Genomic DNA, 18,805 nt, shown 5'->3' with positions numbered 1-18,805 from the left:
TCTCGGAGCCGGCCCGCCGTCTGCTGTCACTTGACCGCCTTCACCCGCTCGAGAAGGTCCTTGAGTTTCGGGTCGCTGACGAACTGGTCGTAGACCGGCCCCATGGCGGCGGCGAACTCTTCCTTGTCGACCTTGATGACGTTTGCGCCGGCGGCGCGAACCTTCTCTTCCGAGACTTTTTCGCGCGCGCTCCACAATTCGCGCATCTTGCCGACGGAGTCTTTCGCCGCCTGGCGGATCAGCCCCTGGTCGTCAGAAGAGAGTTTGTCCCAGCTCACCTTGGAGATCACCAGGATCTCCGGGTTGAGGGAATGTTCGGTGAGCGAATAGTTCTTGGCCACCTCGAAATGACGAGCGGACTCGTAGGACGGCCAGTTGTTTTCGGCACCGTCGACAACGCCTGTTTCAAGCGAGGAATAGACCTCACCCATCGGCATCGGCGTCGGGTTGGCACCGAAGGCCTGCATCATCGCGATCCAGAGGTCGGACTGCTGCACCCGGATCTTCAGCCCCTTGAGATCTGCCAGTTTCTCGATCGGTTTTTTGGTGGTGTAGAAGGAACGGGCGCCGGAATCGTAGAAGGCGAGACCGATCAGACCGTGCGGCTCGAAAGCGGCGAGAACCTCCTCGCCGATCGGGCCGTCGACCGTCTTGTGCATGTGCTCGGTCGAGCGGAACAGGAACGGCATGCCGAGAACCATCGTCTCCTTGACGAGATTGTTGAACGGCGCGGCGTTGACGCGGTTCATGTCGATGACGCCGAAGCGGGTCTGCTCAATCGTGTCCTTCTCGCCACCGAGGACGCCGTTGTTCATGACCTCGATCTTGATGCGGCCGTCGGTGCGCTCGGAGAGCAGTTGCCCCATGTATTTGACAGCATCGACGGTCGGGTAGCCGTCCGGGTGGATGTCCGCCGAACGCAGGGTGATTTCCTGCGCCTGCGCCGCTGTGCCGGCAAACGCCAGCCCCATTGCGACGCAAAGCATGCCTGCAATTTTCTTCATGTTTTCCTCCTCCACTAATTGTGCTTTGGCCTCTCCCAAGGCCGCGTTGCTGCCCGTCCGGGCCGGCATGCGAAATCTCATGTCCTTGGGCCCGACAGGGAGCCTCCCGGCTCCCACCGCGGGTCGAAGTCACGCCGCCGCGAAGGGCGGCAGCTTGAACAGGTGTTCCGGGTTCTCGACGAGGGCGAGATGCCTTGCCCGGTCGTCGCCAAGCCAGCCGAGCACGAGGTCGGCGAGCCGCGCGTCATCGGGATAGTCTGCCGTTTTCCGGATCATGTTGTGCGGCCAGTTCGAGCCCCAGATGATGCGTTCCGGGGCATGGTCCGCGATCCGGCGCGAAAGAGCGGCCACGTCCTCGTAGGGCCATCCCGCTCGCGAACTCTCGTAGACGCCCGCGAACTTGAACCAGACATTGCCCCGGTCGATCAGTTTCAGAAGTGCTGCAATCTCCGGCCCGTCCGGGTCGACGCCGGCGAAGAACTTGCCGTGGTGATCGAGCACCCAGCGCGAACGGATGCGCTCCAGCCGCGGCAAGTGGTCGAGCATCCTGTTGCCATCGAACTGCACGGCGATCATCCAATCCGCCGCATGTGCTCTTGCATCGATCGCTTCCAGCGCGTCGAGCCCCACCGCGCCACCCGGCAGGTCCATGATGCGTGCGCCGACGGCACCGGATGCGCTCAGCGCGCGCATGTCCACATCGGACGTGGTTTCGTCGATGACGACGACGGCCCGCGCGGCGGTGCCCATTGCAGCGACACAGGCAAGCGTATTGGCGTTGTCCCGCTGGTGGGCATTGCCCTGGGTGATGATCACCCTGTCGATACCGAGCCAATCCATGACCCGACGATAGGCCGCAGCATCCGGCAACGGCTCGGCCGGCAAGGGCGGACCGCCGGGAAGCGACGGGAAGCCCGGCAGATATATGTGCATCTGTGCATCGACCGTACCCTTCGGCAGACGGGGTTCAGGCGGACGACCGGAGAGGGTGCGCTCGATCATCTCAAGCCTCGGGCATCTTGAACTGGGCGAGCGCATCGCGATCGATCTCGATGCCGAGACCGGGCGCGTCCGGGATCGCAACGACACCATTCACGGCCTCGATCGGCGTCGTCAGCACCGCCTGGCGAAAGGGATTCTCCGTCCGGTCGAACTCCATGATCGGCTCGATCGGGTTCACCCGCACCGGGTCCGGCGTCATCGCCGCCATGAACTGTAGCGCCGCGGCAAGATGTACGCCGGTACCCCAGACATGCGGCACGATGCGAACGCCGTGCAAGGTCGCAAGACTTGCGATCTTCGCCATCTCGGAGAACCCGCCGCAGCCGCAGAGATCCGGCTGCAGGATGTCGACGGCGCGGCTCTCGATCGCGGGCCACATTCCGTAACGGGCGTGCCACGTCTCGCCGCCTGCGACCGGGATGGGCTGCCCGGTCCTGACCTCGCGATAGGCTGAAAGCTGCTCCGGCACCACGGGCTCCTCGAACCAGTCGATATCGTAGTCCGCCGCCGCCTTGCCGAGGCGGATCGCCTCGGTGACGGTGTAGCCATGGTTGGCGTCGATCATCAGCCGCATTTCGTCGCCGATCGCCTCGCGCACCGCGCGGATGACGCGCAGGTCTTCGTCGATGCCGAAGCCGATCTTGATCTTGCAGGCGTGAAACCCTTGCGCCCGCCGCTCAGCCATCTCCATGGCATTGTCGGAGACGCGGTCGACGCCGTCGCGCTTGAAGCTGCCGGTCGCATAGGCGCGCACGCTCTCGCGCCAGCGGCCACCAAGCAGCATCGAGACCGAGGCACCGTAATGTTTGCCCTTGATATCCCAGAGCGCGATGTCGATGCCGGAGAGAGCCGTAACCGCCAGACCGCGCTGCCCCTGATCACGAAGCGCATTGTAGAGGATCGCCCAGAGCTTTTCGGTCTGGCGCGGGTCCTGGCCGATCAGCCAGGGGGAATAGGCCGCGACCACCGCCGCATTGGGCCGCGCCGGCCCAAGGCATTCGCCCCAGCCGATCGTCCCGTCGTCGCATTCGATCTCGACCAGCACATGCGCGCGCCGATCGAAGCGCATCGAGGCGCTTTCGAACGGCACGGCCAGCCGGTGCTCCAGGAGATGGGTGCGGACGGCGGTGATTTTCATGGCACTCCTCCCTCCCCCGGTCAGGACTTGCGCTTGTGGCTGCCGATAAGCGCGTCGAGCATCTCGACTTCGGCCCCCGTCAGGTCCGTGAGCGGGCTGCGCACCGGTCCGGCATTGAACCCCTGCAGCCGCACGCCGGCCTTCACCGCCGCGACAGCATAGCCCTTGGCCCGGTTGCGGATGGCCATGAACGGATAGAAGAAGTCGTTAAGGATGCGCTCGCAGGTGGCACGGTCGCCGCTGCGAAGCGCCGCGTAGAATTCGTTGGCGAGCCCCGGCACGAAGTTGAAGACGGCCGAGGAATAGGTGGTGAAGCCAGCGCCGAGATAGGCTTCGGCGAACAGTTCCGCCGTCGGCATGCCGCCGAGATACATCAGCCGGTCGCCCATCTTGGCGGTGATCTGGCGCACGAGGCCGATATCGCCGGTGCCATCCTTGAAGCCGATCAGGTTTGGGCATTCGTCACAGAGCCGCGCCAGCGTGTCGGGCTGCAGCACCGAGTTATCGCGGTTATAGACCATGACACCGATGCCGACCGACTGGCAGATCTTCTTCACATGGGCGTAAAGGCCCTCCTGCGGCGCATCGATCAGGTAGTGCGGCAGAAGCAGGATGCCATCGGCACCGACCCGCTCGACCGACCGGGCGATATCGACCGCCATCTCCGTACCGTAACCACAGCCGGATACGATCGCCGTTTCGCCGGCAACATCCTTGGCGGCAGCGACGATGCCGGGGATCTCATCCGGCTTCAGCGAGAAGAACTCGCCGGTTCCGCCGGCGGCAAACAGCACCGGCGCCTTGTAGCCGGCCAGCCACTCGACATGCGCCTGGTAACTTTCCGGCGCGAAACGGCCCTCCGCATCGAAGTGCGTCACCGGGAAGGAAAGCAGGCCCGATCCAAGCGCGGCCTTGATCTGTTCTGGGGTCATTTCGCGCGGGCCCTCCCTAATACTCGACGCGCCCTACTAAGCAAGTCATCACACACATGTCAATATGTCATAGTACAAGTTATCATACGACCTTCGAAATTCAATGCCCCCGCGCCTTCGGACCGAATCTCGTTTCATCTTGCCACTCGGCACAAACCCGAGCGAGCTGGGCATTCAAACGCGCCAAGTTCTCCATTCGTGTTGCAGAGAACATGTATTATATGTTAGCCGGTATTGTATGATGTGACTGGACTGATGATCGACGGGACCCTACCCGCCGATATGAAGGAGACAGGCGATGGAACGACTTCTGATCACCGGCGCAGCAGGCCAGTTGGGCCGCGTCATGCGCAAAAAGCTCGCCCCGATGGCCAAGGTGATCCGACTTTCCGACCGTTCGCCGCTCGATCCACCCGGCGAGAATGAAGAATGCGTTCAGTGCGATCTCGCCGATGCCGGCGCTGTCCATGACCTTGTTGCCGGCTGCGATGCAATCCTGCATCTCGGAGGCATATCCGTCGAACGGCCCTTTTCCGAAATCCTCGACGGCAACATTCTCGGCCTCTACAACCTCTACGAAGCTGCACGCGCCAACGACAAGCCGCGCATCCTGTTCGCCAGCACCAACCACACGATCGGCTACTATCCGCAAAACGAGCGGCTCGGCCCGAATGCTCCCTATCGGCCGGACGGGCTCTACGGTGTGTCGAAGTGCTTCGGCGAAGCACTTGCCCGCATGTACTTCGAGAAATTCGGCCAGGAGACGGCGCTGGTCCGCATAGGCTCGTGCCTTCCGGAACCCATCAACTACCGCATGCTGTCCACCTGGCTTTCGCATGACGACTTCGTTTCCCTGATCGAAGCTGTATTCCGCGTCCCGGTCCTCGGCTGCCCCGTCATCTGGGGTGCGTCTGCCAACGACGCCGGCTGGTGGGACAATTCGCACATTGGATGGCTCGGCTGGCGACCGAAGGAAAATGCCGAAGTCTTCCGCGATAAGATTGCCGCCAGCAGCCCGAAGCCGGACCCGGGCGACTCGCTCGTGCGGTATCAGGGCGGCGCCTTCGTCGATGATCCGATCTTCGAGGAGTAGGCCCTAGGCCTTGCCAATGGATTGCGCCCTTGATCGGCAATGGCGTATCCAGAAACTCACACCAAGTCCCAGAAACGGCCATGCCCATGAGCAACGTCACCGCCCCCGACAACACAACCCCACAAGGCAAGACGCTGGTGGCCAAGATGACGGACGCGCTCAGCGGCCAGATCGCCGGCGGACACTATAAGCCGGGCGATCGCCTGCCATCGGAGGCGCAGCTTACCCAGGAGTTCGGCGTCAGCCGCACGGTCGTGCGCGAAGCGATCGCAGCACTACGCTCCGGCGGGCTGGTCGAAGCGAGACACGGTATCGGCGTTTTCGTGCTGGAACCCGCGCCGGTGGCCCCGCTGCCTTTCCACGGCGTCGATCTCGCGCGCGTCTCGTCGCTGATCGAAATGCTGGAACTGAGGACCGCCGTCGAAGGCGATGCCGCTGCCCTTGCCGCCCTTCGCCGCTCGCCGGCACAGGAAGAAAAGATCGTCGAGGCCTTCGACAGCTTCTGCGCGAGTGCTGCCGAGGGCCGCCCCACGGCGGAAGCCGATTTCAACTTCCACCTGGCGATTTCCCAGGCGACGAACAATCCGCGGTTCAGCGAGTTCCTGCAGATGCTGGGCACCGCGCTTATTCCCCGCCGCGCGGTTTCCGAAAGCGGCGAGGAGACCGTGCTGGCGGCGGCGGAACTGTCGCGCTTGATCTCGGAACACGAGGCCATTCTCATCGCGATCCAGGATGGCGACGAGGAACGGGCGCGCAGCGCCATGCGCCAGCACCTCAAGAACAGCCAGGTGCGCTATCGCTCGATGTTGCGCGCGGCCCGCTAGAGCCGTGCGTTCAGATGAACGCACAAATAAGGCTCTAGCACTTTGATTCTAAAGCATCTTTCCGCATTCAAGTGATTCCACTTGAATGCGGGATGCTCCAGGCAGCGGACGACCATCCTGCTCAGGCGCGGCCAAGCCGGCGTATGTTGCTTGCAAGCTCAGCCGCCAGGCGAAGTGCGGCCGCCGTCGCACCGGCCATCTGCGGCATGATCAGCCATTCGAGTGTCCAGGCGGCACCGGAGCGTTCCTGCTCGTGTATCAGCGCATGGTGCATGCCGGAGAGCTGGGTCGCGTTGAACCGCGCCAAGGACACCAGAACCTCCGCCGCTACGGGGTTCTGCTTGTGCGCCATCGCCGAGGAACCACCGCCGCCGGCAAGCTCGATCTCATCGCCTTGCTGCGCCATCAGCGCGACATCCTGGCCGAACTTGCCGAGGCTGCCGGTCACCAGCGACAGTGCGCTGGCAAAATCCGCGACCTCCGAGCGCTGGCTGTGCCATTGCGGAAAATCGGCAAGGCCGAGCTCTTCGGCAAGCGTGGCGCGCACTTCGTCGGCTCGATCATCAAGTTTATCGAGCGTGCCCGCGGCGCCACCGAACTGGACGGCGAAGAGATCACGGTCCATCGCCTCCAGCCGATCCATATGATCGAGCAGCGGCTCGATCCAGCTGCGCAACCGGTCGGAGACGGTGATCGGGATTGCCGCCTGCATGCGGGTACGCCCCATCAGCGAGCGATCCCCCCATTCGCTGTCGCATTCTTCGAGCACCGAGACGACATTGCCGAGGCGCACGGCGAAAAGCTCAGCGACCGCCTTCATCCGCAACATCAGGCTGGTGTCGATCACATCCTGGCTGGTGGCGCCGTAGTGTACGTATTCCGCCGCCTCGCCACCGACGGCGGCGCGCAATTGCCGGACGAGGTCCGGCACGACTACACCATCCACGCCCATGGCGCGCTTCAGTGCGATGACATCGGGCGAGAAGGCGCGGCAGGCCTCGGTGATGCGGTCGGCAGCGCTCGGCGGGATGATGCCGTGCACGGCTTCCGCCCGCGCAAGCGCCGCCTCGAAGGCGAGCATCGCATGGATATCGGCGGAGGCCGAAAACTCGGCGGCAACCGCCTCATCACCCAGAAGCCCGGAGAGATAAGGATGGTCGAAGGCGGAATAGGTCATGGTTTCCCCGTTTCTGCTTCCCGAACGAAATGCCACCTGCTGCATGGGGGCATCAATCATCGCCCCATGTCCAGGCGTGACATTCCTGTTCAGATGTCGAGGAAGACCGTTTCCTTCTCACCCTGCAGGTGAATGTCGAAAACATAATTAGGCGCGTCTCCCGTCGCGACAAGCGTCGCGACGCGATGACGATGTTCAATCCGCGCAAGCAGCGGATCGACGGCATTCGCTTCCGTCTCTTCGGGGAAATACATGCGCGTGTGCAAGCCGATATTGATGCCGCGGGCGACGATCCAGAAGGTGATATGCGGCGCCATCTTCCGGTCACGGCTGTAAGGCACGACCCCGGGCTTCACCGTTTCGAACCTGAAGACACCGTCCTCGGCACCGGTCGCACAACGCCCCCAACCGGAGAAATTCGGGTCGGCGGAGCCACGAATTTCGGTCGGCGAATTGTAGAGGCCGGCAGCATCCGCCTGCCAGATCTCGACGAGCGCGTCCCTGAGCGGCGCGCCGGCGCCGTCGATCACGCGGCCAGTAATGGTAATGCGCTGCCCCTTCGTCTGCTCATTCACCATGCGCGATCCGAGGTCGGCTTGGTAAACGCCACCGATCCCGGAAAAGTTTGGCGTCAGTCCGATGTGCACGTAGGGGCCGGCCGTCTGCGACGGCGTTTCCTTGAGGTAGTTCAGCTGCTGCACCATCAGTTGCCCTCCAGCCGGTTCTCGAAAAGGGTCGAGCGGCGACCGCGCAGCACGATGTCGAATTTGTAGGCGCGCGCATCAAATGGGATCGTGTTTGCCCAGTCGAGCGGCGCGATCAGTTGCTCGATCGCCTGGCGGTCGGGGATCGTATTGACGATCGGACACTTCCAGATCATCGGGTCGCCCTCGAAATACATCTGGGTGATCAGGCGCTGCGCGAAGCCATGGCCGAAGACCGAGAAATGGATGTGGGCTGGGCGCCAGTCATTGACGCCGTTCGGCCAGGGATAAGGACCTGGTTTGATCGTGCGGAAGGCATAGAAGCCCTCGTCGTCGGTGATCGTGCGGCCGCAACCGCCGAAATTCGGGTCGAGTGGCGCGAGATAGCTTTCCTTCTTGTGGCGGTAACGGCCACCGGCATTCGCCTGCCAGAATTCGAGCAGCGCGCCCGGCACGGCGCGGCCGCGCTCGTCGAGCACCCGCCCATGCACGATGATGCGCTCGCCGATGGCGCTTTCGCCTGCCCGAGCGAAATTGTGGATCAGGTCATTGTCGAGCTCGCCTATGACAGAATGGCCGAAGACAGGGCCGGTGATTTCCGAGATCGTGCCGTCAAGTGACAACAACGCCTTCTGCGGCGAGCGCAGCACCGAGGTCTTGTAGCCCGGCGTCAGCGCCGGCGCATGCCATTGCCGGTCGCGGGAAAAAAAGGCACCCGTCTCCGGCTTCCTATTCGTTCTGTCGGTCATCATCTTCCCCCGTCAGGCCGCCTTGCCGGCATCGATCTCGACAAAGACCTGCTTGGCGATCTTGATCGCGTGATTGGCCGCCGGCACGCCGGCATAGATCGCCACATGCAGCAGCGCCTCGCAGATATCGTCGCGGCTGGCGCCCGTGTTGACGGTCGCGCGCACATGCATGGCCACCTCGTCATCCTGACCAAGGGCTGCGAGCAGCGCGATCGTCACAATCGAGCGCTCCCGCTTCGTCCAGGTCGGCCGCGACCAGACGTGGCCCCAAGCGGCCTCAGTGATCAACTCCTGAAACGGGCGATCGAAATCGGTGGAAGCCGACTGAGTCCGGTCCACATGATCGTCGCCCAGAACGGCCCGGCGCGTGGCCATGCCCTGTCGATAACGGTCCGAGGGCGTGAAGGCGTCACTCATGCGGCTTGTCTCCATGCATTGCTATTTCGAAGAAGGCGCGAAGCACCGCGGTCAAAGCCTCCGGGTTTTCGACGCAAGGGATGTGGCCAGCGTCGCGGATGACTTCGTAGCGCGCGCCGGGAATGAGACGAGCGGTCGCAAGCACCACATCGGGCGGCGTCGAACCGTCCTGGTCGCCAACGACGCAGAGTGCGGGCACCGCAATACGGGCCGCCGCCTCGGTATAGTCGGCATCGCGGATGGCGGCGCAGGTGGCGATGTATCCGGTCACCGGCTGGCGCACCAGCATGTTGCGATAGCCGGCATAGGCGGTGTTTTCCGGCCGGCGGAAGGCCGGCGTGAACCAGCGCTCGAGCACGCCATCGGCGATCCCCTCGATACCATGTTCCTCGATGGCAGCGATGCGTGCCGCCCACATCTCGGCAGTGCCGATCTTGTGCGCCGTGTCGCAAAGAACCAGCGCACGTACGAGATCGGGCCGCCGCTGGTAGAGCGACTGCGCAATCAACCCGCCGACCGACAGACCGCAGATGATCGCCTGCTTGACGGAGAGCATGTCGAGCAGACCGGCCAGGTCGTTGGCGTGATCCTCGATCGCGTAAGGGATCGGCCCGATATCGGAGAGGCCATGGCCGCGCTTGTCATAGAGGACGATGGCATAGTCGCCGGCGAGCCGGACGACGACGTCACGCCAGATGCGAAAATCCGTACCGAGCGAATTGGCAAAAACCAGCACCGGCCGGTCGCCGGTCGCGCCGATCACTTGATAGTGGACCGTAATGTCGTTGATGCGGGCAAACTGCACGGGCTCTCTCCTCCGTCACCAAATTGGATATTTAATCTGGTTAGGTAAAATGATATTTCATGGCATTTCATTAACTTGAGGGTTATGAATTCCGTGATCGACGCCCGAGTTAAGTTTCGCCATCTGCAGACTTTTGTCGAGGTCTCCCGGCAGAAGAGCGTGATGAAGGCGGCGGAGCTGCTGCATGTCAGCCAGCCGGCCGTGACCAAGACGATCCGCGAGCTGGAAGAGGTGCTTGGCGTCGCGGTTTTCGAGCGCGACGGGCGCGGCATCAAGATAACACGTTACGGCGAGGTATTCCTGCGCCACGCCGGCGCGGCGCTGACGGCGCTGCGGCAAGGGCTCGATTCCGTGTCGCAGGAACGCGCCGGCGACGGTGTGCCGGTCAGGGTCGGAGCGCTGCCGACGGTGTCGACACGGATCATGCCGCACGCCATGACGCTCTTCCTAAAGGAGGATACCGGCGCGCGCATCAAGATCGTCACCGGCGAAAACGCCGTGCTCCTCGAACAACTGCGCGTCGGCGATCTCGATCTGGTCGTCGGGCGGCTTGCGGCACCGGAGAAGATGGCCGGCTTCTCCTTCGAGCACCTCTATTCCGAACAGGTTGTCTTTGCCGTCCGGGCCGGGCATCCGCTGCTTGCGGGCTCGCATTCCACGTTTGCACGGCTCGCGGATTTCCCGGTACTGATGCCGACGCGTGCCTCGATCATCCGCCCCTTCGTCGAGCGCTTCCTGATCACCAACGGCATTGCCAACCTACCGAACCAGATCGAAACCGTGTCCGATGCCTTCGGTCGCGCCTTCGTCCGGGCGAGCGACGCGATCTGGATCATCTCCGCCGGCGTCGTCGCCAGCGACGTCGACGATGGAACGATCGCGATCCTGCCGATCGACACCAGCGAGACGAAGGGCCCCGTCGGCCTTACCATGCGCGCCGACGCGGCACCATCAGCGGCTCTCTCGATCCTGATGCAGACCATTCGCGAGGCAGCGACCATCGTCGCCACCAAACTCTGAGGCGGCATGCCGGGAATTCGCGGCTTTACAAGCCCCGGCCAGCGACCGAGATTGCGGGTTCCGACAGACTGGTGATCCCATGCCGACCGCTCCCCTCCTCGTTGAAGCCTTTTCCCAAAAGCACATTCCCGAAATGCTCGACTGGTTTTCGAACCTCGAAGCGCTGGTGCAATGGGGCGGCCCCGGCCTCTCGTTTCCACTGGGGGCCGCGCAGCTCGAGGCGATGCTCGCAGAGACAACGGCTGCCGAGCCCGCGCGATGGATATTCGCCGGCCTGGTCGACGGCAAGCTCGCCGGTCATGCGCAGGTGGCACTCGATTGGCAGAACGGCGTCGGCCGCCTCAGCCGGGTTGCCATCAGTCCGCGCATGCGCGGCCGCGGCCTCGCCCGGCCATTCCTTCGCGAGGTGACCAGCCGCTTCTTCGCCGATCCCGCCTTCGAGCGGCTGGAGCTGAACGTCTACACCTTCAACGAGGCGGCGATCCGCACGTACCGCAGCCTCGGTTTTCGCGAGGAAGGCGTGCGCCGGTCCTCGGCCAAGGTCGGCGACGTCAGATGGGACACGGCGATCTATGGCCTGCTCCGGAACGAATGGAGCTGATCGCGGTGAAGCGTCAGAACGGCAGCCCGACATAGTTCTCGGCCAGCGCCGTCTCGGCGGCAACCGAATGGGTGAGGTAGTCGAGTTCGGCCTCCTGGATGCGCTGGTCGAAATCACCGGTGTCCGGAAAGCGATGCAGCATCATGGTCATCCACCAGGAGAAACGCACCGCCTTCCAGACACGCGCCAGCGCCCGTGCCGAATAGGCATCGACGCCCGCGTTCGAACGGTCCTGATAGTGTTCAAGCAGTCCCTCGAAGAGATAGTGCACATCGCTGGCAGCGAGGTTCAGCCCCTTCGCCCCCGTCGGTGGCACGATGTGGGCGGCGTCACCGACAAGGAAAAGGCGGCCGAAGCGCATCGGTTCGGCGACGAAGGAGCGAAGCGGCGCGATCGACTTCTCGAAGGACGGTCCGGTCACCATCGCCTCGGCATGATGTTGCGGCAGCCGCCGGCGCAGCTCGTCCCAGAAGCGCTCGTCGGACCAGTCCTCGATCCTTTCGCTCACCGAGCATTGAATGTAGTAGCGGCTGCGGGTCTGAGAGCGCATCGAGCAAAGTGCGAAGCCACGCGGATGGTTGGCGTAGATGAGTTCGTGATCGACCGGCGGCACGTCGGCGAGAATTCCGAGCCAACCAAAAGGATAGACCTTCTCGAAGGTGCGCAACGCCTTTTCGGGGACTGATTTGCGGCTGATGCCGTGAAAGCCGTCACAGCCGGCAACGAAGTCGCAATCGATACGCCGGGTCGCACCATCCTTCTCAAAGGTCACATAGGGCTGATGGCTGTCGAAATCATGCGGTTCGACATTGGCAGCCTCATAGATCGTCGTCGCGCCGGAGCGCTCGCGATGCTCCATCAGATCGCGCGTCAGTTCCGTCTGGCCATAGACCATGACGCGCTTGCCGCCGGTCAGATGCAACAGATCGATGCGGTGGTCGCGGCCGTCGAAGGCAAGCGAGAAACCGTCATGTGGCAGCCCCTCCTTGTGCATCCGCGCGCCGGCCCTGGCGCGATCCATCAATCCGACCGTGCCTTCCTCGAGCACGCCGGCGCGCACGCGGCCAAGGATGTAATCCTTGCTCACACGGTCGAGAATGACGTTGTCGATGCCGGCTTCCGTCAGCAATTGCCCAAGCAAGAGCCCTGATGGGCCTGACCCGATGATGACGACCTTGGTGCGCATGCTCTCCTCCAGAATTGTCTTTTGACAAAATCTGCGCCGAGCGGGCTTCGCTCTCAATGGACAAATCCGCCATGAAATTGCACAAATCGAACATGGCTTCAGGGAACGTGGTATGAAGAAGACGGTTCCGACCTATGAGCTTTACGGCGAACGGACCGGAGAACGGCCGGATTTTTGGCTGCATTGCGAGACTATTCCGTCACGAAGCAGCCTCTACCACTGGGAGATCGGACTGCACCGCCACGAAAGCTTCTTTCAGATCTTGTACATTGCCGGCGGTTCGGGCGATGCCGTCTTTGGCGACAAGGTGCATGCGATAGAGCCGCCGGCCGTCATCATGGTTCCACCGGCCCTCAGCCACGGCTTCCGCTTCTCCCGCGACATCGACGGCTTCGTCTTCACCATCCTGGCGTCGCATTTGAAGACATCTCCCGGCGAGCGCAGTCGTCTCGGTGCGTGGCTGGCCAGCCCGCATTTGACCAGGCTCGACGACGGTGAGGATGCGGCCTATGTCGCAGCAACCCTCACGCGTCTGGCCAGGGAATGGGAAACCAGCCGCAGCAATCGCACGGACCTGCTGGATGCCTACCTTACCTCCGTGCTGACGCTGGCGGCACGTCTCGACGAGACAAGCGACAGCCGAGACGATACAGCCGATAGCGAAAACGAACAGCGGGTCCAGCGCTTCCAGACTCTTTTGCAGCAGCACCACCGCTCGCATTGGTCGGCCGCAGCCTATGCCCGCGAACTAGGCCTGTCGCTGACGCATCTGAACCGGATAACGCGTGTTATCATGGGGCTCAGCGCCCACGAGATGATCTCGCGAAAGCTCATCGGCGAAGCGAGGCGCGAGCTCGTTTTCACCCGGGCCAGTGTGCAGGAAATCAGCTTCCGCCTCGGCTTTGCCGATCCCGCCTACTTCTCCCGCTTCTTCCTGCGCCAGACGGGCATGACGCCGCGCGCCTGGCGTTTGGCTGAGCGGGACAGGCTCGGCGCGTAAGGCAAACGCGTTCCGGCGCAGCTCGGCGGAGGCCAGGCCGGCACCGTCGGCGTGAAATTGTATACAATCCAAAAAGACTTTTGCAACGACTCAAAACGGGAGCAGAATCAAGGCTCGGGTCCGAGGGGGACCCGGAGAATATACGGAGGAAGACATGGCAGTACGCGATCCGTCGCCCTCGTTGTACAACGAGGATCTGGCACCGGCCGAGGAACGCCGGTGGGGCGCTTTCAGCATCTTCAATGTGTGGACATCCGACGTGCATAGCCTGTGGGGCTATTACCTCGCCGCAAGCCTTTTCCTGCTCTGCGGCAGCTTCGTGAACTTCGTCATCGCGATTGGCATCGGATCGCTGGTGATCTTCTTCCTGATGAGCCTCGTCGGCAATGCGGGCGTGCGCACCGGCGTGCCCTTCCCCGTACTCGCGCGCGCCTCATTCGGCACCTTTGGCGCCAACGTCCCTGCCCTCGTGCGCGCGGTCGTCGCCTGCTTCTGGTATGGCGCACAGACGGCCGCCGCCTCGGGCGCGATCGTCGCCCTTCTGATCCGCAACGAAGGCATGCTGGCCTTCCACCAGAATAGCCACATGCTCGGCCATTCGACGCTTGAGGTCATCTGCTATGTCGTCGTCTGGTCGCTGCAGCTGCTCATCATCCAGCGCGGCATGGAGACCGTTCGCAAATTCCAGGACTGGGCAGGCCCTGCGGTCTGGGTCATGATGCTGATCCTTGCCGTCTATCTCGTCGTCAAATCGGGAACCTTCTCCTTCGGCTCGGAAATCCCGCGCGACGTCCTCATCGAGAAGACCAAGGACGCGGGCGTTCCCTGGGAACCCGGCACCTTCCCGGCACTCGCGGCGGTCGCCGCCACCTGGATCACCTATTTCGCCGCGCTCTACCTGAACTTCTGCGACTTCTCGCGTTATGCGACGGATGTAAAGACCCTGCGCAAGGGCAACCTCTGGGGCCTGCCGATCAACCTGCTCGCCTTCTGCCTGGTCGCCGGTGTGACGACGACGGCGGCCTTTGCCGTCTATGGCGAAGTGCTGCTGCATCCGGACCAGATTTCGGCAAAGTTCGACAGCTGGTTCCTGGCTCTGCTTGCAGCGCTCACCTTTGCGGTCGCGACCCTCGGCATCAACGTCGTGGCAAACTTCGTGTCCCCCGCCTTCGACTTCGCCAATGTCTTCCCGCGGCAGATCAACTTCAAACGCGGCGGCTACATCGCCGCCCTGATTGCCCTCATCCTCTATCCCTTCGCGCCGTGGGAAACGGGTGCGGCACATTTCGTCAACTTCATCGGCTCGACGATGGGGCCGATCTTCGGGGTGATGATGGTTGATTATTATCTCATCCGCAGAGGCCAGCTCGACGTCGAGGCGCTTTACCACGAGGATGGCGAATTCCGCTTCCAGGGCGGCTGGCACGGCAGCGCCTTCATCGCCTTTGCGGTGGGCGCGCTGTTTTCGTCGATCCTGCCGACGTTCACGAACATCCTGCCGGCCTGGTGGGGAACTTACGGCTGGTTCTTCGGCGTCGCGATCGGCGGGGCGATCTACTACGTCTTAAGGATCGGCGCACGTAAGCCGGCCTTTGCCTCTTAAAGCGCGCCGCGATCTTTCAGATTCGCTCCCTGCGCTTTATGTTTTTGATATTTCGCATGTCGTTATCGCAAAACCGCTGCGCACTTTTGCGCGACAGGCTTTAGTCGTTCAATGCCGTACCCGGTCGGACGATCGGGTACGGCATCCACGCCATCACGGGCCTCGACTTGGGCGGCCGAGAATTTGGCGGACACCTTCCTTGGTGAAGGGCTGGGCCAGTTGCTTTAGAAATCCCGGTGCTATCCGTCCCTTGATGCCGATATCGGTGGAGGATGGACGGTTGGGGTTGTAGTAGGTCCTGAAGATCAAATCCCAGATCACGACGTTCTCGCCGTAGTTCATGTTGCCTTCGCGAAGGTCTTTCGAATGATGCCAGCGGTGAAGGCGCGGCGTGCTGAAGACGAAATCGAAAATGCCGGTGCGCATATCGATGTTGCAATGGGTAAGGATGCCCATGAAGGCCGTAACCGCCCCAAGCCACCAGAAAACGTGGAGCGGCGCACCGAGGCAATAGAGCGGGATCTGGCTCATCGCGAGCTTGAAGAGCGAATCGGCAACATGGAAGCGGCCGGTATTGATGACCCAGAGCCGGACGACACTGTGGTGCAGCGCGTGGAACCGCCAGAAGAACAGTTTTTCATGGGCAATGCGGTGCGCCCAGTAGAGTCCCAGTTCGGCAATCACCACCGCCAACGCCACCTGAACCACCATCGGCCAATCCGAGGGCCACAATCCGAACTTCAGCGCGGCGAGCGGCTGCAGGATGTTGGCCGCGTACATGGGGAAGACGGCGGCGATCAGCCCGGCCAGTTGCAGCAACCCCTTCGTCGCCAGCGTATGCCCGATGTCGTTTACCGTCTCGCCATCCGACAGCAGCCAGCGACGCTCGTAGGGGATGTAGCGTTCGAGAAGGAACAGGACAAAGACCGCGGCGGCATAGACCGTCGCGAAGGCGATCATCGGGTGGGTGCTTGCGAAGGCAAAATAAGGACCCAACAGTCCGGAGAAGAACACCAAAGGCCAGGACAGATATCGCAGTATTCGCTTTAGCAGATGCCCGGCCTTCGAAAGGGCGCGGCTGCGCTCTGAAATCATCAATGACGCTCCATCCATTCCAGCAACTCGCGGCATGTGCGCGGGCGGCCATCGCTGACGCGCCCATCCGAACATGCATCCAGGCTAAGGTCCGGCTCGGACCAATCGCCCCACCTCTTGCCGCCATACATGCGCCCGATCTCGGCACAGGTGCGTGGCTTTCCGTCACTTAGCCGACCATCACGACAGGGATCGTACAGGTGCTGTGTTGTGCGTTGCGGATCGTCCGCAATCCACAGCCCTTTGTCGTCGGCATGCCCCGACCCCGCGCCGAACAGCATCATCCACATCGGCAAGACGACCAACCGCATCGACAACCGTCCTTGTTTGAAAACGTTATTGCCGACTTTGGGGGGAGCGGATTACACGAGCATTGCGGGAAGCCGAAGGATGCAACCAGACACGTCCCGAAACAACCTTTCGTTGTCTGACGGCAGATGCCCGGGGCTCGGAGCACGCGCGCGCTGCTGGCGTTCTGGATCGAACAGCGGCTCGTCGTCCTCACCTTCTTTCGCGGGTCCGAAGGCGCGCGCTATGCCCACGTCAGAGACTTGACAGCCCGCAAGATGACCCGGCTTGCGCGGCGATACACGATCGAACACAGGGCGAGGCAGCGCTATCGCCGCTGATGCCCTTCGTGCTGGAGCGCACCTTTACTCGAACCATCGACACTATTGCCGACGCGCTCGGCCAGTATGAGGACGGGCCGTCCATTCAGGCGGCGATCGACTTCTTCTGGCGCTACCAGTTGGCAGGGCTGCAGTCGATCTTGGCTCCGAAGCATTGAGGTCAGGGTGGGCCACGCTCTCAATCGTCCGAATAGCGTTCCTCGCGCCACGGGTCGCCACGCATGTGATAGCCGTTCTTCTCCCAGAACCCGGCGGCATCACCGGCGCGAAAATCAATCCGCGTGAGCCATTTGGCGCTCTTCCACAGATAGAGATGCGGAACGACGAGCCGCATCGGTCCGCCATGGGTGCGGCTGATCGGCTGCCCCTCCCAATCCGTCGCGAGGATCGCATCCTCGGAGGCGAAGTCTTCAAGCGGCAGGTTGGTAGTGTAGCCGTCATAGCTCGTCAGCATGACGTGGCTCGCCTCGGGCTTCGGCATCACATGATCCAGCAGGTCGCGGGTCGCGACACCCTGCCAGCGGTTGTCATAGCGCGACCAGGTGGTGACGCAATGCATATCCGAGAGCCTTTCGCTTTGCGGCAGCGCCTTGAAGGCAGCCCATCCGAGTGACAAAGGATGCTCGACCAGCCCGGTAACATCGAGCCGCCAGCTTTCCGTCCGAATGATCGGCTGCTGGCCGAGGTCGAGCACCGGCCAATCCTTGACCAGGTGCTGGCCGGGCGGCAGCCGTTCGTCTTCCGGCCGGGCGATCCGTCCGGTCAGGAACTTGCCGTCTGCGGCCCAGCGTCTCTTCGTCGTAGTGAGTTTGGTTTCCGGCGGATGCGTGTCGTCGGTCATGAATCTTTACTCCCCGGCCCGAATTCACTCGCCAAGCGGAAATAAGAAGGGCGCTGCTGCAGAACGTCAAGCGCAGGAGCGCGAAGTTGCTATCTCAGGACCAAGCGCAAGGCGGCTTGCGTTTCCTTGAGCAGCGGCAGGTAACGCTCCACCATCTCCGCTGCGGCTATGTGCGCAGCCGGCGCACCGATGTTCAGCGCCGCAACGATCCGGCCGCGGTCGTTCTCGAGCGGGACGGCGATGGAGCAGAGACCAAGTTCCAATTCCTGATCGATGAGGGCATAGCCCTGATCGCGCACCCGACGAAGCTCGGCGATTAAATCGTCCGGATCCGTTTTCGTATGGGGCGTGTTCGCCTTCAGGTTCGAGCGCGCCAGGATCTCGCGCGCCTCGTGCTCCGGCAGTGCCGCCAGCCACACGCGCCCCATCGACGCGCAATAGGCCGGCAGCCGCGAACCGGTCGTCAGGTTGATCGACATCACCCGCTTTTGCGAGGCCCGGGCAATATAGACGATTTCGGTACCATCGAGCACCGAGGCCGAAGCGCTCTGCCCGGCGCGGTCCGAAAGCTGGTCGAGATAGGGTTGTATGATCGTGGGCAGCGGCGTCGCCGAAAGGTACGCATGGCCCAATCGCAGGATCTTTGGCGTCAGCGCGAAGAACTTGCCGTCGTAGTCGGCATAGCCAAGCTCGGAGAGCGTCAAAAGCGACCGTCGCACCGTCGCCCGGTCGAGCCCGGTGATCTTCGACGCCTCGGCGATCGACAGCTTCGGACGGGTCTCGTCGAAGGCTTCGATCACCGTCAGCCCCCGTGCAAAGCCGCTGACGAAATCCGTCTCTCGCATCTGTCATCCCTCGATCTATCTGCCTGCATTTTGTGCGATATATGAACAAAAGTCAAATAACGCACAAAATGTTTGACGGTTTGGTTCGATCGGCGCTTATTGCATGCGGAAGAGAGCAAGCTGCCCCGCGGCCCGACAGG

Annotated in this window: 21 protein-coding genes; 7 read left to right on the top strand and 14 right to left on the bottom strand. The window is 62.6% G+C overall.

Annotation, left to right across the window (positions count from 1 at the left end; translation table 11 throughout):
* Nucleotides 1–26: 26 nt before the first annotated feature.
* The 4 genes from V7S54_RS09290 to kdgD form a co-directional block, all read right to left on the bottom strand.
* Nucleotides 27–1,004, bottom strand: coding sequence for a TRAP transporter substrate-binding protein (locus tag V7S54_RS09290; RefSeq protein ID WP_065376841.1), 978 nt, complete (start codon nt 1,002–1,004; stop codon nt 27–29).
* Nucleotides 1,005–1,133: 129 nt separating this feature from the next.
* A complete protein-coding gene (locus tag V7S54_RS09285) occupies nt 1,134–2,006 on the bottom strand; it encodes an amidohydrolase family protein (RefSeq protein WP_176707619.1) in 873 nt (290 codons plus the stop codon).
* A gap of 1 nt (nt 2,007) precedes the next feature.
* Nucleotides 2,008–3,144 (bottom strand): mandelate racemase/muconate lactonizing enzyme family protein, encoded by a 1,137-nt coding sequence (locus V7S54_RS09280; RefSeq protein WP_336408308.1) that lies wholly within the window; start codon nt 3,142–3,144, stop codon nt 2,008–2,010.
* 20 nt (nt 3,145–3,164) lie between these two features.
* Nucleotides 3,165–4,076, bottom strand: coding sequence for a 5-dehydro-4-deoxyglucarate dehydratase (gene kdgD / locus V7S54_RS09275; RefSeq protein WP_336408307.1), 912 nt, complete (start codon nt 4,074–4,076; stop codon nt 3,165–3,167).
* Between the two features lie 298 nt (nt 4,077–4,374).
* Between kdgD and V7S54_RS09270 the strand changes: the two genes are divergently transcribed.
* Both V7S54_RS09270 and V7S54_RS09265 read left to right on the top strand, forming a co-directional pair.
* A complete protein-coding gene (locus V7S54_RS09270; RefSeq protein WP_065373181.1) occupies nt 4,375–5,169 on the top strand; it encodes an NAD-dependent epimerase/dehydratase family protein in 795 nt (264 codons plus the stop codon).
* An 86-nt stretch (nt 5,170–5,255) separates the two neighbouring features.
* Entirely contained in the window at nt 5,256–5,993 is a 738-nt protein-coding gene (locus V7S54_RS09265) for a FadR/GntR family transcriptional regulator (RefSeq protein WP_065373444.1), read from the top strand.
* 121 nt (nt 5,994–6,114) lie between these two features.
* Here the strand turns inward: V7S54_RS09265 and V7S54_RS09260 are convergent, their stop codons facing one another.
* The 5 genes from V7S54_RS09260 to pcaD form a co-directional block, all read right to left on the bottom strand.
* The gene (locus V7S54_RS09260) at nt 6,115–7,170 is read right to left on the bottom strand and encodes a 3-carboxy-cis,cis-muconate cycloisomerase (protein ID WP_065373182.1); all 1,056 of its coding nucleotides are present in this window, start codon (nt 7,168–7,170) and stop codon (nt 6,115–6,117) included.
* Nucleotides 7,171–7,259: 89 nt separating this feature from the next.
* On the bottom strand, nt 7,260–7,874 hold the full coding sequence (gene pcaG, locus V7S54_RS09255; RefSeq protein WP_065373183.1) for a protocatechuate 3,4-dioxygenase subunit alpha: 615 nt from the start codon (nt 7,872–7,874) through the stop codon (nt 7,260–7,262).
* Entirely contained in the window at nt 7,874–8,623 is a 750-nt protein-coding gene (pcaH, locus tag V7S54_RS09250; RefSeq protein ID WP_065373184.1) for a protocatechuate 3,4-dioxygenase subunit beta, read from the bottom strand. The genes pcaG and pcaH overlap by 1 nt, the downstream gene beginning before the upstream one ends.
* Before the next feature lie 12 nt (nt 8,624–8,635).
* A complete protein-coding gene (gene pcaC, locus V7S54_RS09245) occupies nt 8,636–9,040 on the bottom strand; it encodes a 4-carboxymuconolactone decarboxylase (RefSeq protein WP_065373185.1) in 405 nt (134 codons plus the stop codon).
* Nucleotides 9,033–9,845, bottom strand: a complete 813-nt coding sequence (gene pcaD / locus V7S54_RS09240) for a 3-oxoadipate enol-lactonase (protein ID WP_065373186.1) — start codon at nt 9,843–9,845, stop codon at nt 9,033–9,035. The genes pcaC and pcaD overlap by 8 nt, the downstream gene beginning before the upstream one ends.
* A gap of 93 nt (nt 9,846–9,938) precedes the next feature.
* Between pcaD and pcaQ the strand changes: the two genes are divergently transcribed.
* Nucleotides 9,939–10,865 (top strand): pca operon transcription factor PcaQ, encoded by a 927-nt coding sequence (gene pcaQ / locus V7S54_RS09235; protein WP_336408306.1) that lies wholly within the window; start codon nt 9,939–9,941, stop codon nt 10,863–10,865.
* 79 nt (nt 10,866–10,944) lie between these two features.
* Nucleotides 10,945–11,466 (top strand): GNAT family N-acetyltransferase, encoded by a 522-nt coding sequence (locus V7S54_RS09230; RefSeq protein WP_065373187.1) that lies wholly within the window; start codon nt 10,945–10,947, stop codon nt 11,464–11,466.
* Nucleotides 11,467–11,479: 13 nt separating this feature from the next.
* Here V7S54_RS09230 and pobA read toward each other — a convergent pair whose 3' ends face one another.
* Nucleotides 11,480–12,652, bottom strand: coding sequence for a 4-hydroxybenzoate 3-monooxygenase (pobA, locus tag V7S54_RS09225; RefSeq protein WP_065373188.1), 1,173 nt, complete (start codon nt 12,650–12,652; stop codon nt 11,480–11,482).
* A 112-nt stretch (nt 12,653–12,764) separates the two neighbouring features.
* Between pobA and V7S54_RS09220 the strand changes: the two genes are divergently transcribed.
* Nucleotides 12,765–13,652 carry a helix-turn-helix domain-containing protein gene (locus tag V7S54_RS09220; RefSeq protein ID WP_065373189.1) on the top strand — a complete coding sequence of 296 codons (888 nt, stop codon included), beginning with the start codon at nt 12,765–12,767 and terminating at the stop codon, nt 13,650–13,652.
* Between the two features lie 154 nt (nt 13,653–13,806).
* Nucleotides 13,807–15,255, top strand: a complete 1,449-nt coding sequence (locus tag V7S54_RS09215; RefSeq protein WP_065373190.1) for an NCS1 family nucleobase:cation symporter-1 — start codon at nt 13,807–13,809, stop codon at nt 15,253–15,255.
* Nucleotides 15,256–15,408: 153 nt separating this feature from the next.
* Here V7S54_RS09215 and V7S54_RS09210 read toward each other — a convergent pair whose 3' ends face one another.
* Both V7S54_RS09210 and V7S54_RS09205 read right to left on the bottom strand, forming a co-directional pair.
* Entirely contained in the window at nt 15,409–16,350 is a 942-nt protein-coding gene (locus V7S54_RS09210; RefSeq protein ID WP_065373191.1) for a sterol desaturase family protein, read from the bottom strand.
* Complete coding sequence (locus V7S54_RS09205; RefSeq protein ID WP_065373192.1) at nt 16,350–16,661, bottom strand: hypothetical protein; 312 nt, start codon at nt 16,659–16,661, stop codon at nt 16,350–16,352. The genes V7S54_RS09210 and V7S54_RS09205 overlap by 1 nt, the downstream gene beginning before the upstream one ends.
* Nucleotides 16,662–16,987: 326 nt before the next feature.
* On the opposite strand from V7S54_RS09205, the gene V7S54_RS09200 reads away from it, so the two are divergent.
* Nucleotides 16,988–17,137 (top strand): hypothetical protein, encoded by a 150-nt coding sequence (locus V7S54_RS09200; RefSeq protein ID WP_336556960.1) that lies wholly within the window; start codon nt 16,988–16,990, stop codon nt 17,135–17,137.
* A 20-nt stretch (nt 17,138–17,157) separates the two neighbouring features.
* On the opposite strand, the gene V7S54_RS09195 is transcribed toward V7S54_RS09200, so the two are convergent.
* Nucleotides 17,158–17,820 carry a sulfite oxidase-like oxidoreductase gene (locus V7S54_RS09195; RefSeq protein ID WP_065373194.1) on the bottom strand — a complete coding sequence of 221 codons (663 nt, stop codon included), beginning with the start codon at nt 17,818–17,820 and terminating at the stop codon, nt 17,158–17,160.
* Between the two features lie 89 nt (nt 17,821–17,909).
* On the bottom strand, nt 17,910–18,665 hold the full coding sequence (locus V7S54_RS09190; RefSeq protein ID WP_336408305.1) for an IclR family transcriptional regulator: 756 nt from the start codon (nt 18,663–18,665) through the stop codon (nt 17,910–17,912).
* Nucleotides 18,666–18,805: the final 140 nt, after the last annotated feature.

The sequence above is a fragment of the Ensifer sp. CCNWLY38 genome (genome assembly GCF_037120565.1).
Taxonomy (GTDB): Bacteria; Pseudomonadota; Alphaproteobacteria; order Rhizobiales; family Rhizobiaceae; genus Ensifer; species Ensifer adhaerens_H.
This window is presented reverse-complemented; position numbering and strand designations above follow the sequence as displayed.

Excerpts from the sequence above, each read along its gene's own strand:
- V7S54_RS09285 (WP_176707619.1), bottom strand. The coding sequence starts at position 2,006 with ATGATCGAGCGCACCCTCTCCGGTCGTCCGCCTGAACCCCGTCTGCCG.
- pobA (WP_065373188.1), bottom strand. The coding sequence starts at position 12,652 with ATGCGCACCAAGGTCGTCATCATCGGGTCAGGCCCATCAGGGCTCTTG.
- V7S54_RS09215 (WP_065373190.1), top strand. The coding sequence starts at position 13,807 with ATGGCAGTACGCGATCCGTCGCCCTCGTTGTACAACGAGGATCTGGCA.
- pcaG (WP_065373183.1), bottom strand. The coding sequence starts at position 7,874 with ATGGTGCAGCAGCTGAACTACCTCAAGGAAACGCCGTCGCAGACGGCC.
- V7S54_RS09280 (WP_336408308.1), bottom strand. The coding sequence starts at position 3,144 with ATGAAAATCACCGCCGTCCGCACCCATCTCCTGGAGCACCGGCTGGCC.
- V7S54_RS09230 (WP_065373187.1), top strand. The coding sequence starts at position 10,945 with ATGCCGACCGCTCCCCTCCTCGTTGAAGCCTTTTCCCAAAAGCACATT.
- V7S54_RS09190 (WP_336408305.1), bottom strand. The coding sequence starts at position 18,665 with ATGCGAGAGACGGATTTCGTCAGCGGCTTTGCACGGGGGCTGACGGTG.
- V7S54_RS09270 (WP_065373181.1), top strand. The coding sequence starts at position 4,375 with ATGGAACGACTTCTGATCACCGGCGCAGCAGGCCAGTTGGGCCGCGTC.
- V7S54_RS09260 (WP_065373182.1), bottom strand. The coding sequence starts at position 7,170 with ATGACCTATTCCGCCTTCGACCATCCTTATCTCTCCGGGCTTCTGGGT.
- kdgD (WP_336408307.1), bottom strand. The coding sequence starts at position 4,076 with ATGACCCCAGAACAGATCAAGGCCGCGCTTGGATCGGGCCTGCTTTCC.
- pcaC (WP_065373185.1), bottom strand. The coding sequence starts at position 9,040 with ATGAGTGACGCCTTCACGCCCTCGGACCGTTATCGACAGGGCATGGCC.
- V7S54_RS09265 (WP_065373444.1), top strand. The coding sequence starts at position 5,256 with ATGAGCAACGTCACCGCCCCCGACAACACAACCCCACAAGGCAAGACG.
- V7S54_RS09205 (WP_065373192.1), bottom strand. The coding sequence starts at position 16,661 with ATGCGGTTGGTCGTCTTGCCGATGTGGATGATGCTGTTCGGCGCGGGG.
- pcaH (WP_065373184.1), bottom strand. The coding sequence starts at position 8,623 with ATGACCGACAGAACGAATAGGAAGCCGGAGACGGGTGCCTTTTTTTCC.
- V7S54_RS09195 (WP_065373194.1), bottom strand. The coding sequence starts at position 17,820 with ATGACCGACGACACGCATCCGCCGGAAACCAAACTCACTACGACGAAG.
- V7S54_RS09210 (WP_065373191.1), bottom strand. The coding sequence starts at position 16,350 with ATGATTTCAGAGCGCAGCCGCGCCCTTTCGAAGGCCGGGCATCTGCTA.
- V7S54_RS09290 (WP_065376841.1), bottom strand. The coding sequence starts at position 1,004 with ATGAAGAAAATTGCAGGCATGCTTTGCGTCGCAATGGGGCTGGCGTTT.
- V7S54_RS09220 (WP_065373189.1), top strand. The coding sequence starts at position 12,765 with ATGAAGAAGACGGTTCCGACCTATGAGCTTTACGGCGAACGGACCGGA.